Annotated in this window: 18 protein-coding genes and 2 tRNA genes; 12 read left to right on the forward strand and 8 right to left on the reverse strand. The window is 44.8% G+C overall.

Annotation, left to right across the window (positions count from 1 at the left end):
* Positions 1–154 precede the first annotated feature (154 nt).
* Positions 155–367 (forward strand): DUF5808 domain-containing protein, encoded by a 213-nt coding sequence (locus FW774_RS00630; RefSeq protein ID WP_149346233.1) that lies wholly within the window; start codon positions 155–157, stop codon positions 365–367.
* 164 nt (positions 368–531) lie between these two features.
* Here the strand turns inward: FW774_RS00630 and FW774_RS00635 are convergent, their stop codons facing one another.
* The 5 genes from FW774_RS00635 to FW774_RS00655 all read right to left on the reverse strand — a co-directional run bounded on the left by FW774_RS00635 (position 532) and on the right by FW774_RS00655 (position 6538).
* Positions 532–1686 (reverse strand): acyltransferase family protein, encoded by a 1155-nt coding sequence (locus tag FW774_RS00635; RefSeq protein ID WP_149346234.1) that lies wholly within the window; start codon positions 1684–1686, stop codon positions 532–534.
* Positions 1687–1859: 173 nt separating this feature from the next.
* Positions 1860–2906 carry a TerC/Alx family metal homeostasis membrane protein gene (locus tag FW774_RS00640; protein ID WP_149346235.1) on the reverse strand — a complete coding sequence of 349 codons (1047 nt, stop codon included), beginning with the start codon at positions 2904–2906 and terminating at the stop codon, positions 1860–1862.
* 2 nt (positions 2907–2908) lie between these two features.
* Positions 2909–3880 (reverse strand): polyprenyl synthetase family protein, encoded by a 972-nt coding sequence (locus FW774_RS00645; RefSeq protein ID WP_149346236.1) that lies wholly within the window; start codon positions 3878–3880, stop codon positions 2909–2911.
* Between the two features lie 77 nt (positions 3881–3957).
* A complete protein-coding gene (gene trxA / locus FW774_RS00650; protein ID WP_149346237.1) occupies positions 3958–4254 on the reverse strand; it encodes a thioredoxin in 297 nt (98 codons plus the stop codon).
* Positions 4255–4963: 709 nt separating this feature from the next.
* A complete protein-coding gene (locus FW774_RS00655; RefSeq protein WP_149346238.1) occupies positions 4964–6538 on the reverse strand; it encodes a sulfatase in 1575 nt (524 codons plus the stop codon).
* Between the two features lie 202 nt (positions 6539–6740).
* Between FW774_RS00655 and FW774_RS00660 the strand changes: the two genes are divergently transcribed.
* Both FW774_RS00660 and FW774_RS00665 read left to right on the forward strand, forming a co-directional pair.
* Positions 6741–6831, forward strand: a tRNA-Ser gene (locus FW774_RS00660).
* Positions 6832–6934: 103 nt separating this feature from the next.
* A tRNA-Ser gene (locus FW774_RS00665) sits at positions 6935–7021 on the forward strand.
* A gap of 181 nt (positions 7022–7202) precedes the next feature.
* Here the strand turns inward: FW774_RS00665 and FW774_RS00670 are convergent.
* The 3 genes from FW774_RS00670 to FW774_RS00680 form a co-directional block, all read right to left on the reverse strand.
* Positions 7203–8183, reverse strand: coding sequence for a DUF6528 family protein (locus tag FW774_RS00670; RefSeq protein ID WP_149346239.1), 981 nt, complete (start codon positions 8181–8183; stop codon positions 7203–7205).
* Positions 8184–8214: 31 nt separating this feature from the next.
* Entirely contained in the window at positions 8215–8670 is a 456-nt protein-coding gene (locus tag FW774_RS20770; RefSeq protein WP_317132750.1) for a hypothetical protein, read from the reverse strand.
* 116 nt (positions 8671–8786) lie between these two features.
* Complete coding sequence (locus FW774_RS00680) at positions 8787–9731, reverse strand: GntR family transcriptional regulator (RefSeq protein WP_149346241.1); 945 nt, start codon at positions 9729–9731, stop codon at positions 8787–8789.
* 357 nt (positions 9732–10088) lie between these two features.
* Here FW774_RS00680 and FW774_RS00685 point away from each other — a divergent pair, with 357 nt between their 5' ends.
* The 9 genes from FW774_RS00685 (at position 10089) to ccoS (ending at position 19459) form a co-directional block, all read left to right on the forward strand.
* Entirely contained in the window at positions 10089–10709 is a 621-nt protein-coding gene (locus FW774_RS00685; protein WP_149346242.1) for an SDR family NAD(P)-dependent oxidoreductase, read from the forward strand.
* A gap of 25 nt (positions 10710–10734) precedes the next feature.
* Positions 10735–10875, forward strand: a complete 141-nt coding sequence (locus tag FW774_RS20800) for a hypothetical protein (RefSeq protein ID WP_410522720.1) — start codon at positions 10735–10737, stop codon at positions 10873–10875.
* Positions 10876–11604: a sulfite exporter TauE/SafE family protein gene (locus tag FW774_RS00695; protein ID WP_149346243.1), complete on the forward strand. Its 729-nt coding sequence runs from the start codon at positions 10876–10878 to the stop codon at positions 11602–11604.
* A 20-nt stretch (positions 11605–11624) separates the two neighbouring features.
* On the forward strand, positions 11625–12533 hold the full coding sequence (locus FW774_RS00700) for a dihydrodipicolinate synthase family protein (RefSeq protein ID WP_149346244.1): 909 nt from the start codon (positions 11625–11627) through the stop codon (positions 12531–12533).
* A 55-nt stretch (positions 12534–12588) separates the two neighbouring features.
* Positions 12589–14160, forward strand: coding sequence for an SLC5 family protein (locus tag FW774_RS00705; protein WP_149346245.1), 1572 nt, complete (start codon positions 12589–12591; stop codon positions 14158–14160).
* A 37-nt stretch (positions 14161–14197) separates the two neighbouring features.
* A complete protein-coding gene (locus FW774_RS00710; RefSeq protein WP_149346246.1) occupies positions 14198–15412 on the forward strand; it encodes a mandelate racemase/muconate lactonizing enzyme family protein in 1215 nt (404 codons plus the stop codon).
* A gap of 10 nt (positions 15413–15422) precedes the next feature.
* Positions 15423–16184 (forward strand): SDR family NAD(P)-dependent oxidoreductase, encoded by a 762-nt coding sequence (locus FW774_RS00715; RefSeq protein ID WP_149346247.1) that lies wholly within the window; start codon positions 15423–15425, stop codon positions 16182–16184.
* 720 nt (positions 16185–16904) lie between these two features.
* A complete protein-coding gene (locus FW774_RS00720) occupies positions 16905–19295 on the forward strand; it encodes a heavy metal translocating P-type ATPase (RefSeq protein ID WP_149346248.1) in 2391 nt (796 codons plus the stop codon).
* Positions 19292–19459 carry a cbb3-type cytochrome oxidase assembly protein CcoS gene (gene ccoS, locus FW774_RS00725; protein WP_149346249.1) on the forward strand — a complete coding sequence of 56 codons (168 nt, stop codon included), beginning with the start codon at positions 19292–19294 and terminating at the stop codon, positions 19457–19459. The genes FW774_RS00720 and ccoS overlap by 4 nt, the downstream gene beginning before the upstream one ends.
* The last annotated feature ends 230 nt before the right edge of the window (positions 19460–19689 follow it).

Here is a 19689-nt window from a genome sequence, read left to right on the forward strand (position 1 = left end):
GTGGAATAAGGGTTATATTTTTACTTCCGGTTAGCTTCGGCAGTTGAAGTAATCTCTTCGATACTTAGTATATTAAATAAAACGGTAAGTAAAGGATATGCCTTCATTAAATTAACATTATGAAAGTAGCAGGCGTAGCTGTATCTTTAACGTAATGAATGAGTTTAACAGACAAAACCCTAACTTCTGGAAAGGGTATTTTATCTATATAAACCCCAATGACCCGGCCATTTGGGTGAAGAAGCGTAGCGGCTTAGGCTGGACACTGAACTTTGCGCATCGGAAATCTTACTTCATTATGGGCGGTATACTCTTAGCTGCTGCCGCTATAGCCTTAATTTCTGCATATTATAAAAACAGTAGTTAGCTGCCCCCTCTGCCTGCATGCTATCACTTTCCTGAAACCGCGTAGGAACATAGCTTTTTTTCGTCTAAAGGATGCAAGTTACCTATATCAGGATGGCTCTGCATCTATATAGTTACAGTGTTATCCATCACATCACCCCAAAGCCATCCGATTAACAATCAAACCTACACTTTAATAATGATCTTCCGGTTATACATCCACCATAAAATACCCAGCCAGATCAGTACAAATGTAATGGCTCCGGCCAGCGATGCGTTCACCGGAGAAAAATACGGCACATAAAATGTTTGATACAGCCATTCCTTGCCGCCAAGCTCCTCGCCTGCCGGCGTTTTTATACGTATCATATTCAGGATACGCGGAATCAATCCCGAAAGGAAAAATACCGTAATAGCATTCACGCCATATACCACAAAAGGTTTTGTCCAGCGGTTATAACCCTGCACATCAATAATCCAATAAAATAGCGCTAAGGCCGTAGTCGCCAGTCCGCCGGTGTATAAAACAAATGAGCTGGTCCATAGCGATTTATTAATGGGAAATTCCAGATCCCAGATCAAGCCCAGAATTCCTGCTGTTGTGCCAACGGTAAACAGCCAGGCTACTTTGGTACTTGCATACACATTTTTCTTTCGCAGGAACGTGCCCACCAGCACACCGAACAAGCCGGTAGCTACAGCAGGGATGGTGCTTAATATACCTTCCGGATCCCAGGTTTTAGAAACTTTCCATAAATGCGCTTCGCCCAATAAAGTACGGTCTATCCAGGCACCCAGGCTGGTCTCTTTTCCCATGTTCGGGTAACCGACACCCGGTGCCGGAACAAACATCACCAGCGCCCAATACACTATCAGCAATATCCAGAACAGGTAAAGCTGCGTTTTGCGGGTTGTTTTAACAAAAATAACGGCACAGATAAAAAACACAACGGCAATACGTTGCAGTACACCGGGAATACGTACAGATGCAAACGCTTCTGCCGGATTAGTAAATATTTTAGGAAATAACGACAGGAAAAGTCCTAACCCAAAAAGGATCAGTGCACGTTTCAATGCCCTTAAAATGATCTGACCATGCGCCTCATGATTTTCCTTTTTACTGCCCAGCGCAAAGCTGATAGAAACGCCCACAATAAACAAAAAGAACGGGAAGATCAGATCGGTGGGCGTGCAGCCGTTCCACCCGGAATGCTCCAGTGGCGGATAAATATGCCCCCAGTCGCCCGGGTTGTTCACCAATATCATGGCGGCCACGGTAATGCCGCGAAACACATCCAGCGACAACAGCCGCTTAGATTGCTGTACCAGGTTCTGGCTCATACAAGAGGATTTAGGTATACTTCACATAAATGTAGCGGTCAGAAGCCAGAATTCAAAGTTATTATTTTTAGAAAAGCATGAATATAGGGCTACAACGTATGGACGGGAACCACCTTCGTCAAAGAACGTTGCACGTGCTTTTCAAAAAACAGGCATTTGCACGCTGACAGGATTTACTTTACCTGCTTTTTAGGGAACAGCAACGAGACTACAACACTTGCTGTGAGGATAAAGAGGATAATTACCAGCGAATGCAGCGTGGTAAATCCCCATTGCTGTAACCAATGATGCGCCAGCATTTTAAAGCCGATAAAGGACAACAAAATGGATAACCCGATTTTGAGGTAATGGAATTTGTGGATAATATTTACCAGCAAAAAGAACATGGAACGCAGGCCCAGAATAGCAAAAATATTGGAGAAGAATACAATATAGGGGTCTTTGGTTATTGAAAATATGGCGGGAATAGAATCTACAGCGAATATCAGATCGGTAAATTCAACAATGAGCAACACCAGGAATAAGGGTGTAATAAACGCTTTTCCCTGGTTACGGATGAAGAATTTTTTACCGGCAAATTCGGGGTAAACCCTGAAATATTTTGATGCAAACCGGATAACGGGGTGATTTCTGGTGTCGATTTTTTCTTCTTCGTTACGGTTGATAAACAGCATAATGCCGGTGTAAACCAGGAAAGCTCCGAAAAGATACAGTATCCAGTTAAAACGGGTGATTAATACGGCGCCTAAAAATATAAATATGAAACGCATAATGAGGGCGCCGATAATGCCCCAGAACAATACGCGGTGGTAATATTTTTCGTTAACCTGGAATGCATTGAAAATAAGCACAATAACAAATATATTGTCTACAGACAGGGCATATTCTACCAGGTAACCGGTTAAAAATTCAAGGCCAAGGTTTTGCTTATAGAGTTGCAGGCTTTCGTAAAAGTTACCGGGTATGAGCTGGATATTGTGCAAATGTTTTTTGGTAATTGCGGCCAGCTGATCGTAATTGGTTATGCCATGCAGTTCATGCCCTTCGGTGATAAGCAAAAAATAAAAGCCTATGGCCAGCGATATCCAGATACCGCTCATAATGGCGGCCTCCTTGATGCTTACTACATGGTCTTTTTTGTTAAAAAGGCCCAGATCTATAGCCAGCATCAGGATGATGAATAAAATGAAGGCGCTGAAGAATAGTATCTCGTTAGACATGCTTATTTTTTTCGCTCGGTAGTAAAGCGAACTAATTGCTCTAATCCTAACCGTGATTCGTGCTCGGGAAATGTGTTCAGAATGTCAAAGGCTTCTCCCTGGTACCGGTGCATTTGCATTTCTGCGTAGGCCAGCCCCCCGCTGTTGCGCACAAAATGGATGACTTCGGCAACTTTGTCTGGTTCTTCGTTATGATTTTTTACCAGGTTTATCATCCTGCGCTTTTCTGTCCGCGACGATTTGTTGAGGGCGTATATCAGCGGAAGTGTTATTTTCTTTTCCTTGATGTCGATGCCCAGCGGCTTGCCTACATCGTCGGTACCAAAATCGAACAGGTCGTCTTTAATCTGGAAGGCAATGCCGATTTTTTCGCCGAACAGGCGCATTTTTTCAACGGTTCCGGCGTCGGCTCCGGCAGATGCTGCTCCACAGGCACAGCAGGAGGCAATGAGGGAAGCGGTTTTCTGGCGGATAACTTCGTAGTAGATTTTTTCGTCGATATCTAAACGACGGGCTTTTTCTATTTGCAACAGCTCGCCTTCGCTCATTTGCTTAACGGCTTCGCTTACAATTTTCAGCAAGGCGAAATCTTCGTTATTTACGGATAGCAGCAGTCCCTTGGCCAACAAGTAATCGCCTACCAGAACGGCTATTTTGTTTTTCCACAGGGCATTGATTGAAAACATCCCCCGGCGCTCATAGGCATTATCCACCACATCGTCGTGTACCAGGGTGGCCGTGTGCAGCAGCTCAACCAGGGCTGCCCCACGATAGGTTGCTTCGGTTATGCCTCCGCACAGGCTGGCAGAAAAGAATACGAACATCGGACGTATCTGCTTTCCCTTGCTTTTAACAATGTAATGGGTTACCCGATCCAGCAAAGGAACAGTGCTCCGCATGGCTGCCTTGAACTTATCTTCAAAAACATCCAGCTCGGTAGCTATCGGCTTTTTAATCTCGTCTAATTTCAGCATTCAATCCGTTGTTAGGCGGGCACGTTAATCAAAGTACCTTTTCCGGATGCAAACATACTTAAAAAGCTGAATTTGCTTTAAATGTAATTGTTAATCACTGCCTCAAGCTCATGTGCCTGCACAACGCCTGACTGCCGCCATTTTGATTCGCCGTTTCTAAACAGGATAAATGTTGGCACACCCTGGATATTCAGAGCCGATGCCGCCTGCGGGTTTTTATCAATGTCTACTTTAATGATGGTTGCCTTATCGCCGATTTTCTTTTTAACATCTTCTAATATAGGCGACATGACTTTACAAGGCCCGCACCAGGTTGCAAAAAAGTCGACTAAAACGGGTTTGTCTGAATGTATCAGCTCTTTAAAACTTGCCATAACAATTGTTTTTTTATATAACCCGTAATTTTAAAGTTAGTTTATGCAGAATAACAATCGCAAATAGTGAAGTTTTAATATTTACTACATGACATTTTTAACCACATAGGTACATAGACCTACAATCGTTTCCAAAAAACTTTTTAGTCACACATAAGCCGCTGAAGCAAAGCTTCAGTAGAACTATGTCTCCTTTTAAATCGCTAAAAACCTATGTTTCTATCCCGAATCGTTCCTCTCAGGACAAAATGGTGTGGTTTATTATTTTTTGTCATGTACTAAAATTTTGCTGTCCCTTAACGGAGAGGTGTTTGAGTGGTTGTCCGAAGGCCCCCTTTACCCAAGGGACTCCTTTGGAGGGGAAGGAGCATGCCTGGTCCACGAGACTCCGGAGGAGAAAATGTGTATACGCCAAAAGTGTATCGAGGGTTCGAATCCCTCTCTCCGCCAGCAAAAGAGAAGCCCGGCAAGAGTGGGATTTTTCCATTTTTGCCGGGCTTGCTCAAATAAAAGCACTAAGAGTATGTTTAGAGCCTGTTTAAATTTCAGATAAAGATTTCACAGGTTTAATTAATGGACGGTGAAGACACCGTCCATGGCTTCCTGCCGCTGCTGGTGACACCAGCAGCTCCTCCGTATAACTTCACGTTTTCTATTTTTAAGCAGGCCCTTATATCTGTGAGGAAATAATTGCATAACTGATCTCAAATTATTTCTTAGACTTTTCCGTTAGAGGCCCCCAAGCTGAAGAACTGTTAAATCCACCGGGAGTCACGCTTGCCTCCCATCTTTTATTTAATAATACGGATAGTTCTTCGACTGTACTCTTATAGTTCTTGTCGCCTGCTACATTGACATTTTCTCCCGGATCAACTTTGTGGTCATATAGCTCTCTTCCCACAATTGCTCCATTAGCTACACGTATCCATTCTGTATACCGGTAATCTTCTGTACGCATACTATGTCCCATGATTTTACCTCCCTCTCTTGGATATTGACTTAATGCCGCTTCCTTCCATGGAATATTGTTATCCAATAGTAAGGGAACAAAACTATTTCCCTGAAGATTGGCAGGGCCGTCGAGCTTACATAGTTGTGTTAAGCTTGGAAATATATCTACGGTTTCAATTAACTTATCACTCTTTTTGTCGATAGCACTTTCTATCCATGGTACACGAACTACAAGTGGAATATTGGTATCTATTTCAAAGTTGGTATGCTTAGCCCATCCATGATGCTCTCCTACTTTTGCGGCATGATCGCTCCAGAAAACAACTATGGTGTTTTTGTCTAATCCCTGTTTTTTAAGCTCATTTAAAATCATTCCGGTAAGTGCATCGGCGTATGAAATAGATGCCTGATACCCTCTCAATATTATCCTGGCTAAAGAATCGGATACCATTTCCTGATATTTAGGCATGTTGGCATATCCGTCTATTTCACTTGTTTTATTCATGGAATATTCTAACATGTTTTTCGGATTATAAAAATTATCCGGTAACCGGATACTTTCCGGAGGGTACATATCCCAATACTTTTTAGGAGCTCTAAAGGGAAGATGAGTGGAACTCAAACCAACGGCCATAAAAAATGGCTTTCCTCCCTTCTTCAGTTGCTTTAACTCACTAATAGCAGCGACAGTACTTTTCCCGTCTGCGTAAGAAGTGTCAGATACATCGGCCATATCCCAGGCAGGTCCTTTTGCCGTTTTCGCTTTAGGATGCTCTTGTTGATATTCTGCTATTATTTTTTTGGACTCAGGAGAGAGATATCCTTTTCCAACCCAACTACCTTTAGCCTTGATTGTCTTATCCCAGATCATGTTGTCTTCCTTACCGCCTGATACTACTCCTCCTATCTTTACGGTTGTATATCCATTATTGTGAAACACCTGCGTTAGGGTTGTTACGTCAGGACTATTTTTATGCAAGGGGGTTTGGTTATCATAAACTTTAATTGCATCTGGCCTGAGGCCGGTAAGCAAAGTAAGTCGCGAAGGGTTACAAACTGCCTGATGGACGAAGCAATGTTGAAACGTAAATCCGGTTTGCGATAGTTTATCTATAGTTGGCGTATGCATATAGTCAGCACCGAAACTACCTAGTCTTTGTGCCTGGACACCATCCCATACTATGAGTAAAATATTGGGTTTATCGGGGGCCTGAGTTTTAGTATCTTTTGTACTCCTGACGGTACCGGCTCTTTGAAAACTGCTTAGCAGAATAATAAGAGAAAGTAATAGTAAATTGCATAGATAGATCTGCCTGGCTTGTTTTTTTATCATATTGATTAATTTAAGTTCATTTGTTTGAAAATAGATAGTAAAGTTAGTGAAATACCAAGTTTTTTGAAGCGTATTATCTCTAAAATATTACACAACAAGCTACGTATTCTTGATGGGTGGGACTTTTAGCAATAAAGTAACTTTAACAGGCTATCCCCCGTTACAATTAAGAAAATAATCCTACTTTTGCGCTTCATTAATAGGAGAGGTGTCCGAGTGGTTGAAGGAGCACGCCTGGAAAGTGTGTATACGCCAAAAGTGTATCGAGGGTTCGAATCCCTCTCTCTCCGCCAAGCAATTGAAAAGCGCACTATTTGGTGCGCTTTTCTTGTTCCGGGTATTTCAACCCCTGAAATTTTCAAAAAGAACCTTATTTTTGCTCACGTTCGATTTTAAGGAGAGATGCCGGAGTGGTTGAACGGGGCGGTCTCGAAAACCGTTGTGCGGGTAACCGTACCCAGGGTTCGAATCCCTGTCTCTCCGCCTTCGCCCGCCGAAGTTTTAACGAAGGCGGGCTTTTTTATGTGACAACTTCCACCTTTGGTTATAACTTTCTGTAGCGGGCTTCGGACGCTTGCGCCAGAGCTTCAGCGTCGGCACACGGATGAGTACGATACTATAACCAGGAATAGAAAGATCACACTCTTTTTCATTTTATTATTTCTTATAAATTATCATTACAAACCCTGATTGTGCTTCCCGGCTGATAGCTGAAGCTGTTTTCTATAAACCACCGGGCCTTATACATTTTTAAACCTTCCTGCTTAAATATTACCGGTTCGTTAAGAGAATGAATATCATCTGTCCACCATGCTTTATAAGTATTTTCAGGCGCAATTAATAGGGTAGGATAGCCTCCTGGCCCCGAGCTAATGCTTTTTACATCCTTATAAGGAACAGATATCTTCTCAAGCTTTTTCGTGTTTATATGATATTTAAAAACAGACGTAGTATTAGATATCCAAAGCGCATTTTTACCATAAACAGGAAAAAGATCATGAGCTTGTGCTCCCGGTAAACCGATAGAATCTGTCAGAAGCAGATCGGGCATTTCACAGTTAAAATTATATGTATAGATTTTGAGTTTATTATTTGAGGCTGTCCATAGTACTTTATTTTTTTTATCCCAAACCACGTTGTGGGCAAAAGCAACCGGTATGTTTTTATGATAGACATGATCCGGAAAATTAAGTGTATCCGTTCTAAATACTGTAATATAATTGCCGTTACTGGAAGCGGTAACAATATTACCGTCGGGCAATAATTCTGCTGAATGGGTATTACCGCCGGCATAGGCATAAAACATGAGCTTTTTATCAGATATTCTGACCAATGCTACGCCGCCGCCCGATGCAGTGGTAAGAATATATTCGCCATTGTAAACAGCCTTTGCATCCGAGATGTGTTTAAACCACGTAAAATGTTCGGGCTTTATTCCTGAGAGTTTAGCTCTCCATTCCCATACGATCTTTTTTTGCGTAAGATCCAGTATGGCTGCCCTGTCAACAGATTGCTCGGAAAGAACGATGCATTTTTTACAGTTTTTAAAATCGGGCGGGGCAGCGTGCTGCCCCTTTACTGTTTGAATGAAAACAAGATTGACCAGCATCATCATCAGGCAACACGTTTTATATAATACTTCCATTTTAAGTCTTTTTCTGAAAGGTAACTTTTTTTCAGGACTTAACCTGCCTGATTCTCAATAAAAGGACACCACGAGACGGAACTTCTGCCTCATATCCACGTTTAAAAGAACCCAGATCTTTTTGCCGCCACAGATCCACTTCGGCTCCCCATTTCCATACTTCCCCTCTTCCATATTGGCATAAGTTGAAAACAATATCTCTTTTTTGAGCTTTAAGCAAAGAGCCCATTAACCTATAAGGTTTCTGCAGCATTTGAGCAGCATTTTCCAGTTTAGCGTAAGAGCACCAGTCATACTTTAAAAAATCAAATCCCCAATCTGCAAATTGTTTGGCATCCTGTGCCTCATATCCATAACTACCCGTGAAGCCATGTATTTTTATATTGATGAAGCAAGCAAAGAAAAAAGATACTACTAATAATACTATAAAGAAGAAGTCTGTATCTATATCTATGGAGGAGTTGACTAAAAACCCTCGCTGGCGCAAGCTTAAGTGGTTGCCTGTGCGCTGGCTTAGCTTGTGCCCTATCTAAAAGCGATTCATGGCTCCAGCCGCTGCTGGCAGAGGCACCAGCATGATCTGCCGGTAAGCAAACCCTTTGTTCAGCCCGCCTTTTTCTCTAATAAGCTGTTTACATGCTTCATACTTATTTTGGCATGATCCAGGTGGTCTTCCATTGCCTTCAGGGCAGTGTTGAATTGTTTGGCTAACAATGCTTCCAAAATGGCTAAATGCTGATTCAGGACCCTTTTTATTTTAACTTTATCGTATTCTATCTGCCAGAGGTGAAAGAAAATTAACGTAAAAACAGAGTCGTACGATTCTTCCAGGAAGCGGTTGCGGCTGGCCTTGATAATAGTGGTATGGAAAGCACGTTCAATATCACGCATTTCTGCCAGTTTAATACGAGACTGCTTTAATAATGTCCGATGCCGCTTCTCCAGCTGAATGAATGCGTTCCATACCGGGTCATCTTTTGCTGCAAACTGCATTGTTTGTATCGCGTATCCCTCATAAAGTTTACGGATAGCCGCTATCTCATCGATCAGGGAAGGAGAAAGCTCCACAACTTCCCATTTCTGGTGCGGATGCTTTTTAATGATACCGCTCTGGGCAATTTTTAATAACGCTTCCCGGGTAATAACGGTGTTGCTGCCTATTTTCTTTGCCAATTCAAGCTCCGAAAAACGATCGCCCGGTTTCAATTCATACGATGATAATTTTTTAAGAATTTGTTTTTCGGCAATATCAGATTTTGAATTATCAATTTCCTCCATTGAGAAATAATCAGAAGGCAAAGGCTTGCGCAACAGCACCTTGTTGGTTCCATCCTGCCGGGCAATGCCTTTTTTGCATAAAATTTCAATCAGTTTCTGAACTGTGGTACGGCTAACATTTAATTGTTTGATGAGTGTTGTCACAGATGGTAGCCCGCAAGGCACCTCCGGTAGTTCCTGCAGGATATCTAACAGCCGGTTGGTGGTTTTTAATAATAGCTTACTATGTTCTTTTGCCATGGGCATACGCTCTGCTGCTGTTTTTTGCAAAGATAATTGTCATTTCAGTCACCCGCCAAATCAGGTGAGGCCAAATCCAAAGGTTCCATTAAACCTTATGTAGCATCATAGCAACTGTTGTATTTTCCCATCACACTACCAAAAATATTTTTTTGCCGATCTGCCTGTATAAGGCTCTAAATATAATACAGAAATATTTGTTTATTATATTTATTTATCAAATGTTTAATTATTATTTATAATAAATCACAAATTCTTATTATTGTAATATTGTTCGGGCTTGTTTGTGCTGATAGTTCACCGTTAAAAATGCCTTAAAGATCAATAGTGATGATGGATCTAAAGATCCGCCCGGAGACATTAAAATAGCAGGAAAATTAAAATAACATGAACAATAGTCAGAAAACGGTACTGATTAGCGGCGGGCTCGGCGATATCGGCCGGGCAATAGCCATAGCGTTTGGCCGGGAGGGATTTCGTGTTGCCGTAGGAGACATGCCTGAGGAGCCGGAGGCCGGTCAGCTGCTGGAAGAAATGCGTTCTAAAGGCTGTAAAGAGCTGTTTTACTATAAAGCAGATGTTACTTCCGAACAGGAAACAGCCGGCTGGCTTGAAGCCGTAGCTCAAAAATGGGGCCTTCCTCAGGTTATTGTGCCCAATGCCGGAATTGTAGTCAGCGGATCACTGACCGATGACGCTATGACTACCGGACAGGCCCGCCGGCAACTGGAAGTAAATTTCTGGGGAAGCTACAACCTGGCTGTGCAGGCGGCAAAAAAGCTGAAAGCCCATAACCTTCCCGGAAGAATTATTTTTATGGGTAGCTGGGCCGCCGAAAGGCCAACCGCCCGTATCTCTTCTTATTATTGCATTTCCAAAGCCGCCGTGCGGATGCTTTGTAAAACACTGGCGCTTGAGCTGGCAGCGCATAATATCCTGGTCAATGAAGTTGCTCCCGGCATTGTAGCCGGCGGGCCTGTCGAAGAAAAATCAGCAGAAAGATCCTGAACTGTTAAAAACACATTTAAATGCGGTGCCGGTACATGGCCTTGTCACGGTTGAAGAAGTTGCAAAGCACGTGCTGCGGCTCAGTGATTTTGAAGATATGAACATGACCGGAAGCACGCTGCTTGTTGACGGCGGTCTATCCTTAACCTCAAAAATGACCCCGTAGATGACTGAATTTATCGTAATTCTGGTAGGATTTACCATAGCCGGATGGATACAGGGGCTGCTGGGTTTCGGGTTTGCCGTTGCCACCACGCTGATGCTGGTGAACCGGATAGACTTTACCATGCTTGTTTTTCTCAACCTCTGCATGTCGGTGCTAACATCCCTGATCGCTATGCTTTCGGGTAAAAACCTAAGATCTATTCATAAAAGCACTTTATGGAAACTGATGGTCAGTTCGCTGATAGGCTTACTTATCGGTACCGCTATGCTGGATCTGATCAATGCCTTGATACTCAAAAAAATAACGCTGCTGGTTATTCTGATGGCCTCGCTTGTATCGCTGACCAAAAACAAGCGGCTATTTGCTCATAATTACATGACATGGATCAGCGGATTTTTCAGTGGCGTGCTTACCCCGTCTACCGGCATCAATGGCCCGCTGGTTGCTTTACATCTCAATGCAGCTTTTACAGATAAAGAACCAACCCGCAATACCATGCTTTCTTATTTATTCCTGATCATGGTTTTCGGGGTAATAGCAATGAGCATACAAGGTAGCTTGCCGGCAGAAACCTGGAATACCTTACCCAAAGTTATCATCCCGTCTGTTGCCGGTTACGTGTTGGGAATGTTGTCCTTCCGGTTATTATCGCATGGCGTATTTAAAACAATGGTCACCTTATTCCTGATCATTTCATCACTCTCATCATTCATTTATTTGATCCTGTAATCTGTAGAAAAGTCAACAATATGAATTCAATAACATCACTTAGAGGAATTTATCCCATTTTGGGAACATGTTTTTACGACGATGAACGTATTGATTACGAAAGCCAGGAACATCTGATCAATTTTTGTATTGAGAACGGGCAGCACGGACTGGTTACGCTGGCCAATGCTTCAGAAGGCCACTTAATGGCCGATGATGAAAAAAAAGAGCTGCTTTCGTTTGTTATTAAAACGGTCGGCGGGCGAATCCCGGTAGTGGTCACCGTTAACCATCCTTCTTCTTCCTGTGCCGCAGCAATGGCCCGCTTTGCAGAAGCAGAAGGCGCTGCTGCCGTAATGTGCATGCCGCCTTTCTTCGGGCGCTGGCGCTCAGGTTTGGGAGAGATCGAATCTTATTTCAAAACGATTGATGAGGCAGTACATATTCCCATTATTTTACAGGATCACCAGTTAAGCGATATTTCCCTTCCGGTAGATTTCATTGCAGAGCTTTCTGCAAAGCTTCAAAACCTGAGGTACGTTAAACTGGAATTCGGCAATATCATCCATAAAGCCAGAAAATTGCTGGCACATCCGCATGCTTCCCTGCATGGAGTGTTTGGAGGCAACAGTGGCATATTTTTACCGGAAGAATACCAGGCAGGCTGCTGCGGAACGATGCCGGCCTGCTATATGCCGGATAAGTTCAGCCGAACCTGGAAACTGCTGGAAGCGGGAAAACTGAAAGAAGCCATCGATTTTTTTACACCTTTCTCCAGGCTGGCCGCTTACGAAAAAGATGTAGCCAATCGCTGTTTATGGAAAGAGATCCTGGTAAGAAGAGGCGTCATCAGATCGGCAAAAACACGCGATCCAAAACCTGCTTTTTTTGATGAATGGAGCATTAACCAGCTATTACAAGTGGCGGAACATGCCGGAATAGAATTCTGAGAACCTCTAAAAACAGCGTAAAACCAATTGAGCAAAACCTTTAATAAAACCAGAAATGCATCCCGGACTTTCCCTGCTTGATTCTGCCGTATTCGGGCTTTATATTTTAGGTGTTTTAGCTTTAGGGATATATGCATCCCGTAAAGGATTAAAGACCAAACGGGATTATTTCCTGGCCGGAGATAAATTGCCCTGGTGGATGATCGGCGGAAGCATTATTGCAGCCAACCTGAGCAGCCACCAACTGGTAGGCACAATGGGTGTGGCTTACAGCCGGGGATTTGTGGCTATCATTACTGAATGGGGAGCTATCCTTTTGGGATATAATGCCCTGCTCTGGTTATTTCTGCCGTTCTACATACGCAATGGCTTTTATACCATGCCCGAATTTCTGCAGCGGCGTTTTGGCGGAAGCGCCCGGGCGGTTTATTCTGTTTTAGTAGTATTTACTTACATTTTTGTGGAAATAGGAGCAGTACTGTACCTGGGGGCGCTTTCGGTACACTCGCTGTTAGGTATCCCGATGTGGTGGAGTATCCTGGCGCTGGCTGCCGCAACCGCGTTATATACCATTGCGGGCGGGCTCCGTGCCGTGATCTGGACAGAAATGATGCAGCTAATCGTGCTGATAATGGGCATGCTGGCCCTATCATACTTTACTATCGAAGCGGCAGGCGGTGTTTCTGCTGTGTTAGAAACCTCTAAAAACTGGGATATGCTGCTTCCGGCCGGCGATCCGGATTTTCCCTGGACCATGTACCTGGGCGGTGCTATCTGCATCAGTGTGTTCTACTGTGCTACCAACCAGTTTATTGTACAGCGAACCCTGGCCGCCAAAAATGAGTGGCATGCCCGGATGGGAGTGATATTCGGCGATTACCTCAAGTTTATGATCCCGTTTATGATCATCGGCCCGGCGCTTGTTGCTCCGCAGTTGTTTCCCGGCCTACCCAAAGCCGACCTGATCTTTCCCACGCTGGTAGAGAATCTGCTTCCCTCAGGTCTGGTAGGTCTGGTGATGGCCGGCCTGATCGCTGCTATCATGTCGCACCTCTCGGGCGCTATCAATTCCTGTACAACCATCATGACCATGGATGTTTATTTGCCTTATATCAACAAAAATGCAACTGAAATTCAGTCGGTACGTTTCGGAAGACTGGCAGGAGTAATTATTGTAACGCTCGGAATTATATGCACCAGCCTGCTGGTAACGCATTCAAATAAGCCCGTGTTTTTGTACCTGCTAAGCGCTTACGGGCTTTTTACTCCCGGCATAGCTACCATGTTTCTGATGGGGATACTCTGGAAACGCACCACCCATACCGGGGCCCTGGCCGCCGGAATTCTCACCATTCCCTTATCCTTTATTATCGAATTTTTCTTTCCGCAAATGCCTTTTTACAACCGGACAGGCATTGTGTTCTGGGCTTGTATGCTGACTTGCTATGTAGTGAGCTTATATACTAAACCGAAGCCTGAAAGTGAGTTGCAGGGCCTGATATGGACACGGGACAGTTTGTCGCTCCCACCCGGACTGCGGGAGCAGCACCGCGGGTTTCGCAACCCTGCCATCTGGTGGGCTATTGTTACTGCACTGGTATTGTTTTTCTACGTACGTTTTGCTTAAAAAGGTATGATGCGGTGAAATTTAACATGAATAAAAAATGAAAATCCAAAACATAGCGGTTTTTGCCTTTAAATACGATCATCATTATCGTTTAGGCGGGCATACGGATGCACCGAACCGCCTTCCCGGCACCGATTATTATTTTGAGCCGCAGTGGAAGCACGCTTACAGCCGCTTAACAGAATCCTGCCTGGTGAAAATCACAACCGATACCGGCCTGACCGGCTGGGGAGAAGCCCAGGCGCCGCTGGTTCCCGAGGTACCGGCCACTTTAATTGCAAAATTATTCGGCCCGGCAATTATCGGCCTTGATCCGGAAGCACCGGAACTTATTTATGACCGTTTATATCATCTTAGCCATGTACGGGGCCATACCGCATCGTATACCATTGATGCAATTACCGGTATTGATATTGCCCTTTGGGATATCAAAGCGCAGGCTGCCGGGCAACCCCTGAATCAACTATTGGGAAAAGTCAGCTCTCCCCGGCTTTCACTCTATGTTTCGGGATTAAGAAGGTCATCATTGGCAGAACGCCGGCAACTGGCAAAAGAAAAAATTGCTGAAGGTTTTAAGGGTGTAAAAATCTTTATCGGGGATACCGCAGAAAAGACCATTGAAGAATGTGCTGCCATACGTTCGGCGATCGGGCCGGACGCTCAGCTTGCCTTTGACGCCATTTGCCGCCATGATTATCAAACGGCGTACCAGATCGGTCTGGGCCTGGATGATTTGAATGCCGCCTGGTTTGAGTCGCCGATCGACCCGGAAGATATTGCCGGACATGCCGCCCTGGCAAAAGCGATCAAGACCCCGCTGGCTATTGGCGAACCGCTGCGGACAGTGCGGGAGTTTGAACCCTGGATAGCACAGAAAGCCATGCAAATTGCCCAGCCGGATATTGCTCGCTGCGGCATTACCGGCGGACAGCGTATCATACAACTGCTGCAGGAAAATAACCTGCAAGCGGCTCCGCATATCGGCGTGTGCACCGCTATCGGAATAGCGGCCACCTGGCATGTTGCTTCGGTGCTTGCCCAGCCTGTGATGCAGGAACATCAGCTGGATATGTTTGAAGTGGCTAATAGAGTGCTGTATAAGCCGCTTCAGGTAACATCGGGACAAGCGGTTGTGCCAGATGGAACCGGCCTTGGAATACGTGTAGATGAAGAATTTGTAACAGAAAACAGTCCCGAAAAATGGCTGATCTCTTTGCAGGGTATCCGGCACGAGGTGAAAAATATAAATTAATTATCAGAATATGTATCAGAAACGTTATCAGGAACAGATCATTATTGTTACCGGAGGTGCAGAAGGCCTGGGGAAAAGTTTAGCAGCCCGTTATCTTTTGGAAGGAGCGGAGGTTGTGTTATTTGACCGCAATGAGGCGGCACTGAAGCAAACGGTCGCAGAACTCCGGGAGAAAGGTTTGAACAGCGTATCGTACATACCGGTGGATATTTCAGATCAGAAAGCCGTTGAAGAAGCTTTTGATCATTTTGACAACAGGCATGCTACCCTGGATGTTATGGTTAATTGTGCCGGAATTGTTGGCCCTTCTAATGTTAAAATTACAGAGGTGGATGTTGCCGATTTTGATAAGGTTTACCAGGTAAACCTCCGGGGCAGCTTTCTGATGGCCAAATATGCCATTATCCGGATGAAAAAAAAGAATTATGGGCGGATACTCCTGGTAGCATCTATTGCCGGCAAAGAAGGAAATTCAGGAATGGTATGCTATTCAGCCAGTAAATCGGGGGTTATTGGCCTGGTTAAATCGTTAGGAAAGGAATTTGCCCAAACCAATATTACGATCAACAGCATTGCGCCCGGTGTTATCCGCACGGCATTGGTAGATGCTATGCCCGAGCCACAGGTAAAATATATGACGGATAAAATACCCATGCAACGCTGCGGAACGCTGGAAGAATTTGCTTCATTAGCAAGCTGGATCACTTCGCCGGAAGCCTCTTTTAATACCGGATTTGTATTTGATCTGAGTGGCGGCCGGGCAACGTACTAATATATAGAAGGTACTACGAAACGTATCCCCTCGCTGGCGCAAGCTTAAGTGGTTGCCTGTGCACTGGCTTAGCTTGTGCCTGATATTAACAGTTTTGACAACTTTTAAAAAGTTGTCAAAGACAAGTTAGCACTGAGTTTACAGCACTATCCCGGCCAATCTAAACAGGATGGGAGCGGATACCGGCCTTGTGCGTAATGCCCCACGACCTTACCGCAGACAGCGTTTGAAACGCTGTCTGCGGTGTAATAAGGTAATAGTTGTGCTTAGCGTATAGATTGATAGCTCTACCAACAGGACGCATCTTTCATTCTTGTTATCCCTCGCTGGCGCAAGCTTAAGTGGTTGCCTGTGCACTGGCTTAGCTTGTGCCTTATCTAAAGTTTTGTCAAAGCGAATACAATCGCTGTTTTCAGGCATCCGCGTTGCAAACGCGGATGAGCTTGCGCCCTGATCTCTTGCAATAATAGCAGCACCGGCTGTAGTTAACTAAACCCAATTGCAGCGGATACCGGCCTGTGCGTAATGCTTCGCAGGCGTATGAGCGAAAAGTGGGGCTACCTGTTCAAAAATGATACCGGCCGTGCTTTTCAAAAATTAACTAAACTACTAATTATTTACTTTTCGGAATATTATTTGTGACAGAGATCACAAAAGCGGATAACTGCTGTCATTTGCCCGGCTACGGTTAGTGGTCACCTTTGGTTGTTAAAATTCCGTATGGCCGTAGCAACCTCAAACGGCACATTGTGCTACCATTGTGGCAACGAATGTGCAGATGATCATTACACGTTAGATAATAAAACATTTTGCTGTGCAGGCTGCCAGGGCGTGTACCAGATATTAGCCGAAAATAACCTGGGCAATTATTACTGCTATAACAGTAATCCGGGGCAGACCCTGAAACCGGGTAATACGCACTTTGAATACCTGGATGAACCCCGCGTGGCATCGCAGCTGGTTGATTATGCAGATAAGGAGATAACTGTGGTTACGTTTTACATCCCGGCAATACATTGCAGCTCCTGCATCTGGCTGCTGGAGCACCTGCATAAGCTGAACGCCTCGGTTGTGCACTCGCGGATAGATTTTCTGAAAAAGGAATTATCGGTTACGTTCCGTCACGAAGGGTTATCGTTACGGCAACTGGCCGAACTGCTGGTTTCAGTTGGATATGAGCCGCTTATCAGCCTGCAGGATGTGGTGAAAGAGAAAAAGGGATCTGTAAACCGGCAGCTGATCATGAAAATTGCGGTGGCCGGCTTTTGCATGGGCAACGTGATGTTGTTCAGCTTTCCTGAATACCTGGGACTTTCGGCAGTTGAGCAGCAATTTAAACAGCTGTTCAGCTGGCTTAACCTGGCTTTTGCCATACCGGTTACTTTTTATTGCGGTCGCGATTTTTTTGTTTCTGCCTGGGCGGGGCTTAAGAACCGGCTCATTAACCTGGATGTTCCGCTGGCGTTGATCATTGCCATATTATTTCTGCGCACCGCTTTTGAAATTATTACGCAAACCGGGCCGGGCTTTACCGATACCCTGAGCGGATTGGTGTTTCTGCTGCTGATGGGCCGGTGGGTAAAGCAACGGACGTATCAGCACCTGTCGTTTGAGCGTGATTACCGATCTTATTTCCCGGTGGCTGTTACCGTTATCCGGGATAATGAGGAAAAGCCTGTAGCAGTTAGTGAGCTTGCCGTAGGCGACCGGATACTTATCCGGAATAATGAGATTGTGCCTGCCGACAGTATCCTGATGAAAGGCGACGGCTTCCTGGATTTCAGCTTTGTAACCGGCGAATCGATGCCGGTACAAAAAGTATTGGGAGAAATTATTTATGCCGGAGGCCGCCAAATGGGCGAAGCTGTGGAGATGGAAGTGGTTAAGCCGGTTTCGCAAAGTTACCTTACCCGGCTGTGGAATAACGAGGCCTTTAAAACGCCGGAAAATAAGATACGCAATTTTAACGATAGCATTGCCCGGTATTTCAGTGCGGTGGTGCTGGCACTGGCAGTTTGTGCAGCGCTTTACTGGATAAAAATGGACGACACGGGCAAAGCGTGGGCCGCTTTTACTGCTGTGCTTATTGTGGCCTGTCCCTGTGTGCTGGCGTTAAGCACGCCGTTTACACTTTCGGCTGTGCTTGGTGTATTTGACCGTCATAGGTTTTACCTGAAAAATACCGACATGGCAGAGCAGCTGGCCCGCATCAATACCCTAGTATTTGATAAAACCGGAACCATTACCTCGCCGGGATCGGCCGATCTTTCTTTCAGCGGTCATTTATCCGGCTATAACCAGGCGCTTATCGCATCGTTAATGCGAAATTCCATACATCCGCTTAGCCGCGAGATCATCCGCTGGCTGGGCAATTCTGCCAAAGGAGAAATAACAGATTATCTTGAAACTCCCGGTAAGGGGATTTCGGGAATAGTTAACGGACACGAGGTGTTGATCGGAAGCGCATCGTTTGTTTGTCCCGTTCCATCCGATACCATGGCCTCATCTGTAGTGCATGTTAAAATTGATAACGAATACCTGGGCTTTTTTAAGCTGAAACAGCAATTGCGCACGGGCTTAAAAGATGTGATACCGGCCTTAGCCCGTAAAGTCTCCTTTCATGTAATATCCGGCGATAATAATAGCGACCGTCCTTTGCTGGCCAGGCTGTTTCCGGCAAGTACGCCGCTCAGCTTTATGCAAAGTCCGCAGGATAAGCTGGAATATATCCGGGGGCTTCAGGCAACAAAGCATAAGGTAATGATGCTTGGCGATGGTCTGAATGATGCCGGCGCCCTGAAGCAAAGCGATATGGGCGTTGCCGTAACGGATGATATCAACAATTTCAGCCCGGCCTGCGACGCCATTCTGGACGGGGCGGCCCTGCATAAGCTTCCGCAGTTTATTGCCCTGGCAAAAGATGCGGTAAAAACCATAAAAATGAGCTTTGTTATTGCCGGTTCGTATAACTTAATTGGGATTTATTTTGCCGTCCAGGGGGTGCTCTCGCCTCTTACGGCAGCGGTGCTTATGCCGCTCAGTACAGTAACTATCATCACGTTTACTACGCTGGCAACCCGCTTTCATGCCCGCAAAAACCGTTTACAATGACCATAATCTATTTTCTTATCGGATGTAGCATTGTGATGGCGCTCATTTTCCTGGGCGCCTTTTTCTGGTCGCTTAAAAACGGGCAGCATGACGATATGCATACGCCCGCCATACGCATGTTGTTTGATGATGACAGCCCGGAAGATGAAGAGGATGAGGCATAATTATTAAACCGTTAAAACGGTTTCTGCTCATAGCCATTCTCATAGCCCACGGTTTAAACCGTGGGCTATAAAAAAACAGCGTTTCATAATGGTTTTAACCATTTAAATAAATAGAAATACATGGCATCTTCAAAAACGTGACGAAGATCATATATTTTGACCAATCGGCATCATGTCTCTGCCCACTGGCTACCGGTAATTTTACACCCATAAAATTTCAATTCAATCTT

The organism is Pedobacter sp. BS3 (assembly GCF_008274585.1).
GTDB lineage: Bacteria > Bacteroidota > Bacteroidia > Sphingobacteriales > Sphingobacteriaceae > Hufsiella_A.

Coding starts and splice junctions, on each gene's coding strand:
- FW774_RS00705 (WP_149346245.1), top strand. CDS start 12,589: ATGCATCCCGGACTTTCCCTGCTTGATTCTGCCGTATTCGGGCTTTAT.
- FW774_RS00640 (WP_149346235.1), bottom strand. CDS start 2,906: ATGTCTAACGAGATACTATTCTTCAGCGCCTTCATTTTATTCATCATC.
- FW774_RS00670 (WP_149346239.1), bottom strand. CDS start 8,183: ATGGAAGTATTATATAAAACGTGTTGCCTGATGATGATGCTGGTCAAT.
- FW774_RS00700 (WP_149346244.1), top strand. CDS start 11,625: ATGAATTCAATAACATCACTTAGAGGAATTTATCCCATTTTGGGAACA.
- ccoS (WP_149346249.1), top strand. CDS start 19,292: ATGACCATAATCTATTTTCTTATCGGATGTAGCATTGTGATGGCGCTC.
- FW774_RS00710 (WP_149346246.1), top strand. CDS start 14,198: ATGAAAATCCAAAACATAGCGGTTTTTGCCTTTAAATACGATCATCAT.
- FW774_RS00715 (WP_149346247.1), top strand. CDS start 15,423: ATGTATCAGAAACGTTATCAGGAACAGATCATTATTGTTACCGGAGGT.
- FW774_RS00720 (WP_149346248.1), top strand. CDS start 16,905: ATGGCCGTAGCAACCTCAAACGGCACATTGTGCTACCATTGTGGCAAC.
- FW774_RS00685 (WP_149346242.1), top strand. CDS start 10,089: ATGAACAATAGTCAGAAAACGGTACTGATTAGCGGCGGGCTCGGCGAT.
- FW774_RS00695 (WP_149346243.1), top strand. CDS start 10,876: ATGACTGAATTTATCGTAATTCTGGTAGGATTTACCATAGCCGGATGG.
- FW774_RS00635 (WP_149346234.1), bottom strand. CDS start 1,686: ATGAGCCAGAACCTGGTACAGCAATCTAAGCGGCTGTTGTCGCTGGAT.
- FW774_RS00645 (WP_149346236.1), bottom strand. CDS start 3,880: ATGCTGAAATTAGACGAGATTAAAAAGCCGATAGCTACCGAGCTGGAT.
- FW774_RS00655 (WP_149346238.1), bottom strand. CDS start 6,538: ATGATAAAAAAACAAGCCAGGCAGATCTATCTATGCAATTTACTATTA.
- trxA (WP_149346237.1), bottom strand. CDS start 4,254: ATGGCAAGTTTTAAAGAGCTGATACATTCAGACAAACCCGTTTTAGTC.
- FW774_RS00630 (WP_149346233.1), top strand. CDS start 155: ATGAATGAGTTTAACAGACAAAACCCTAACTTCTGGAAAGGGTATTTT.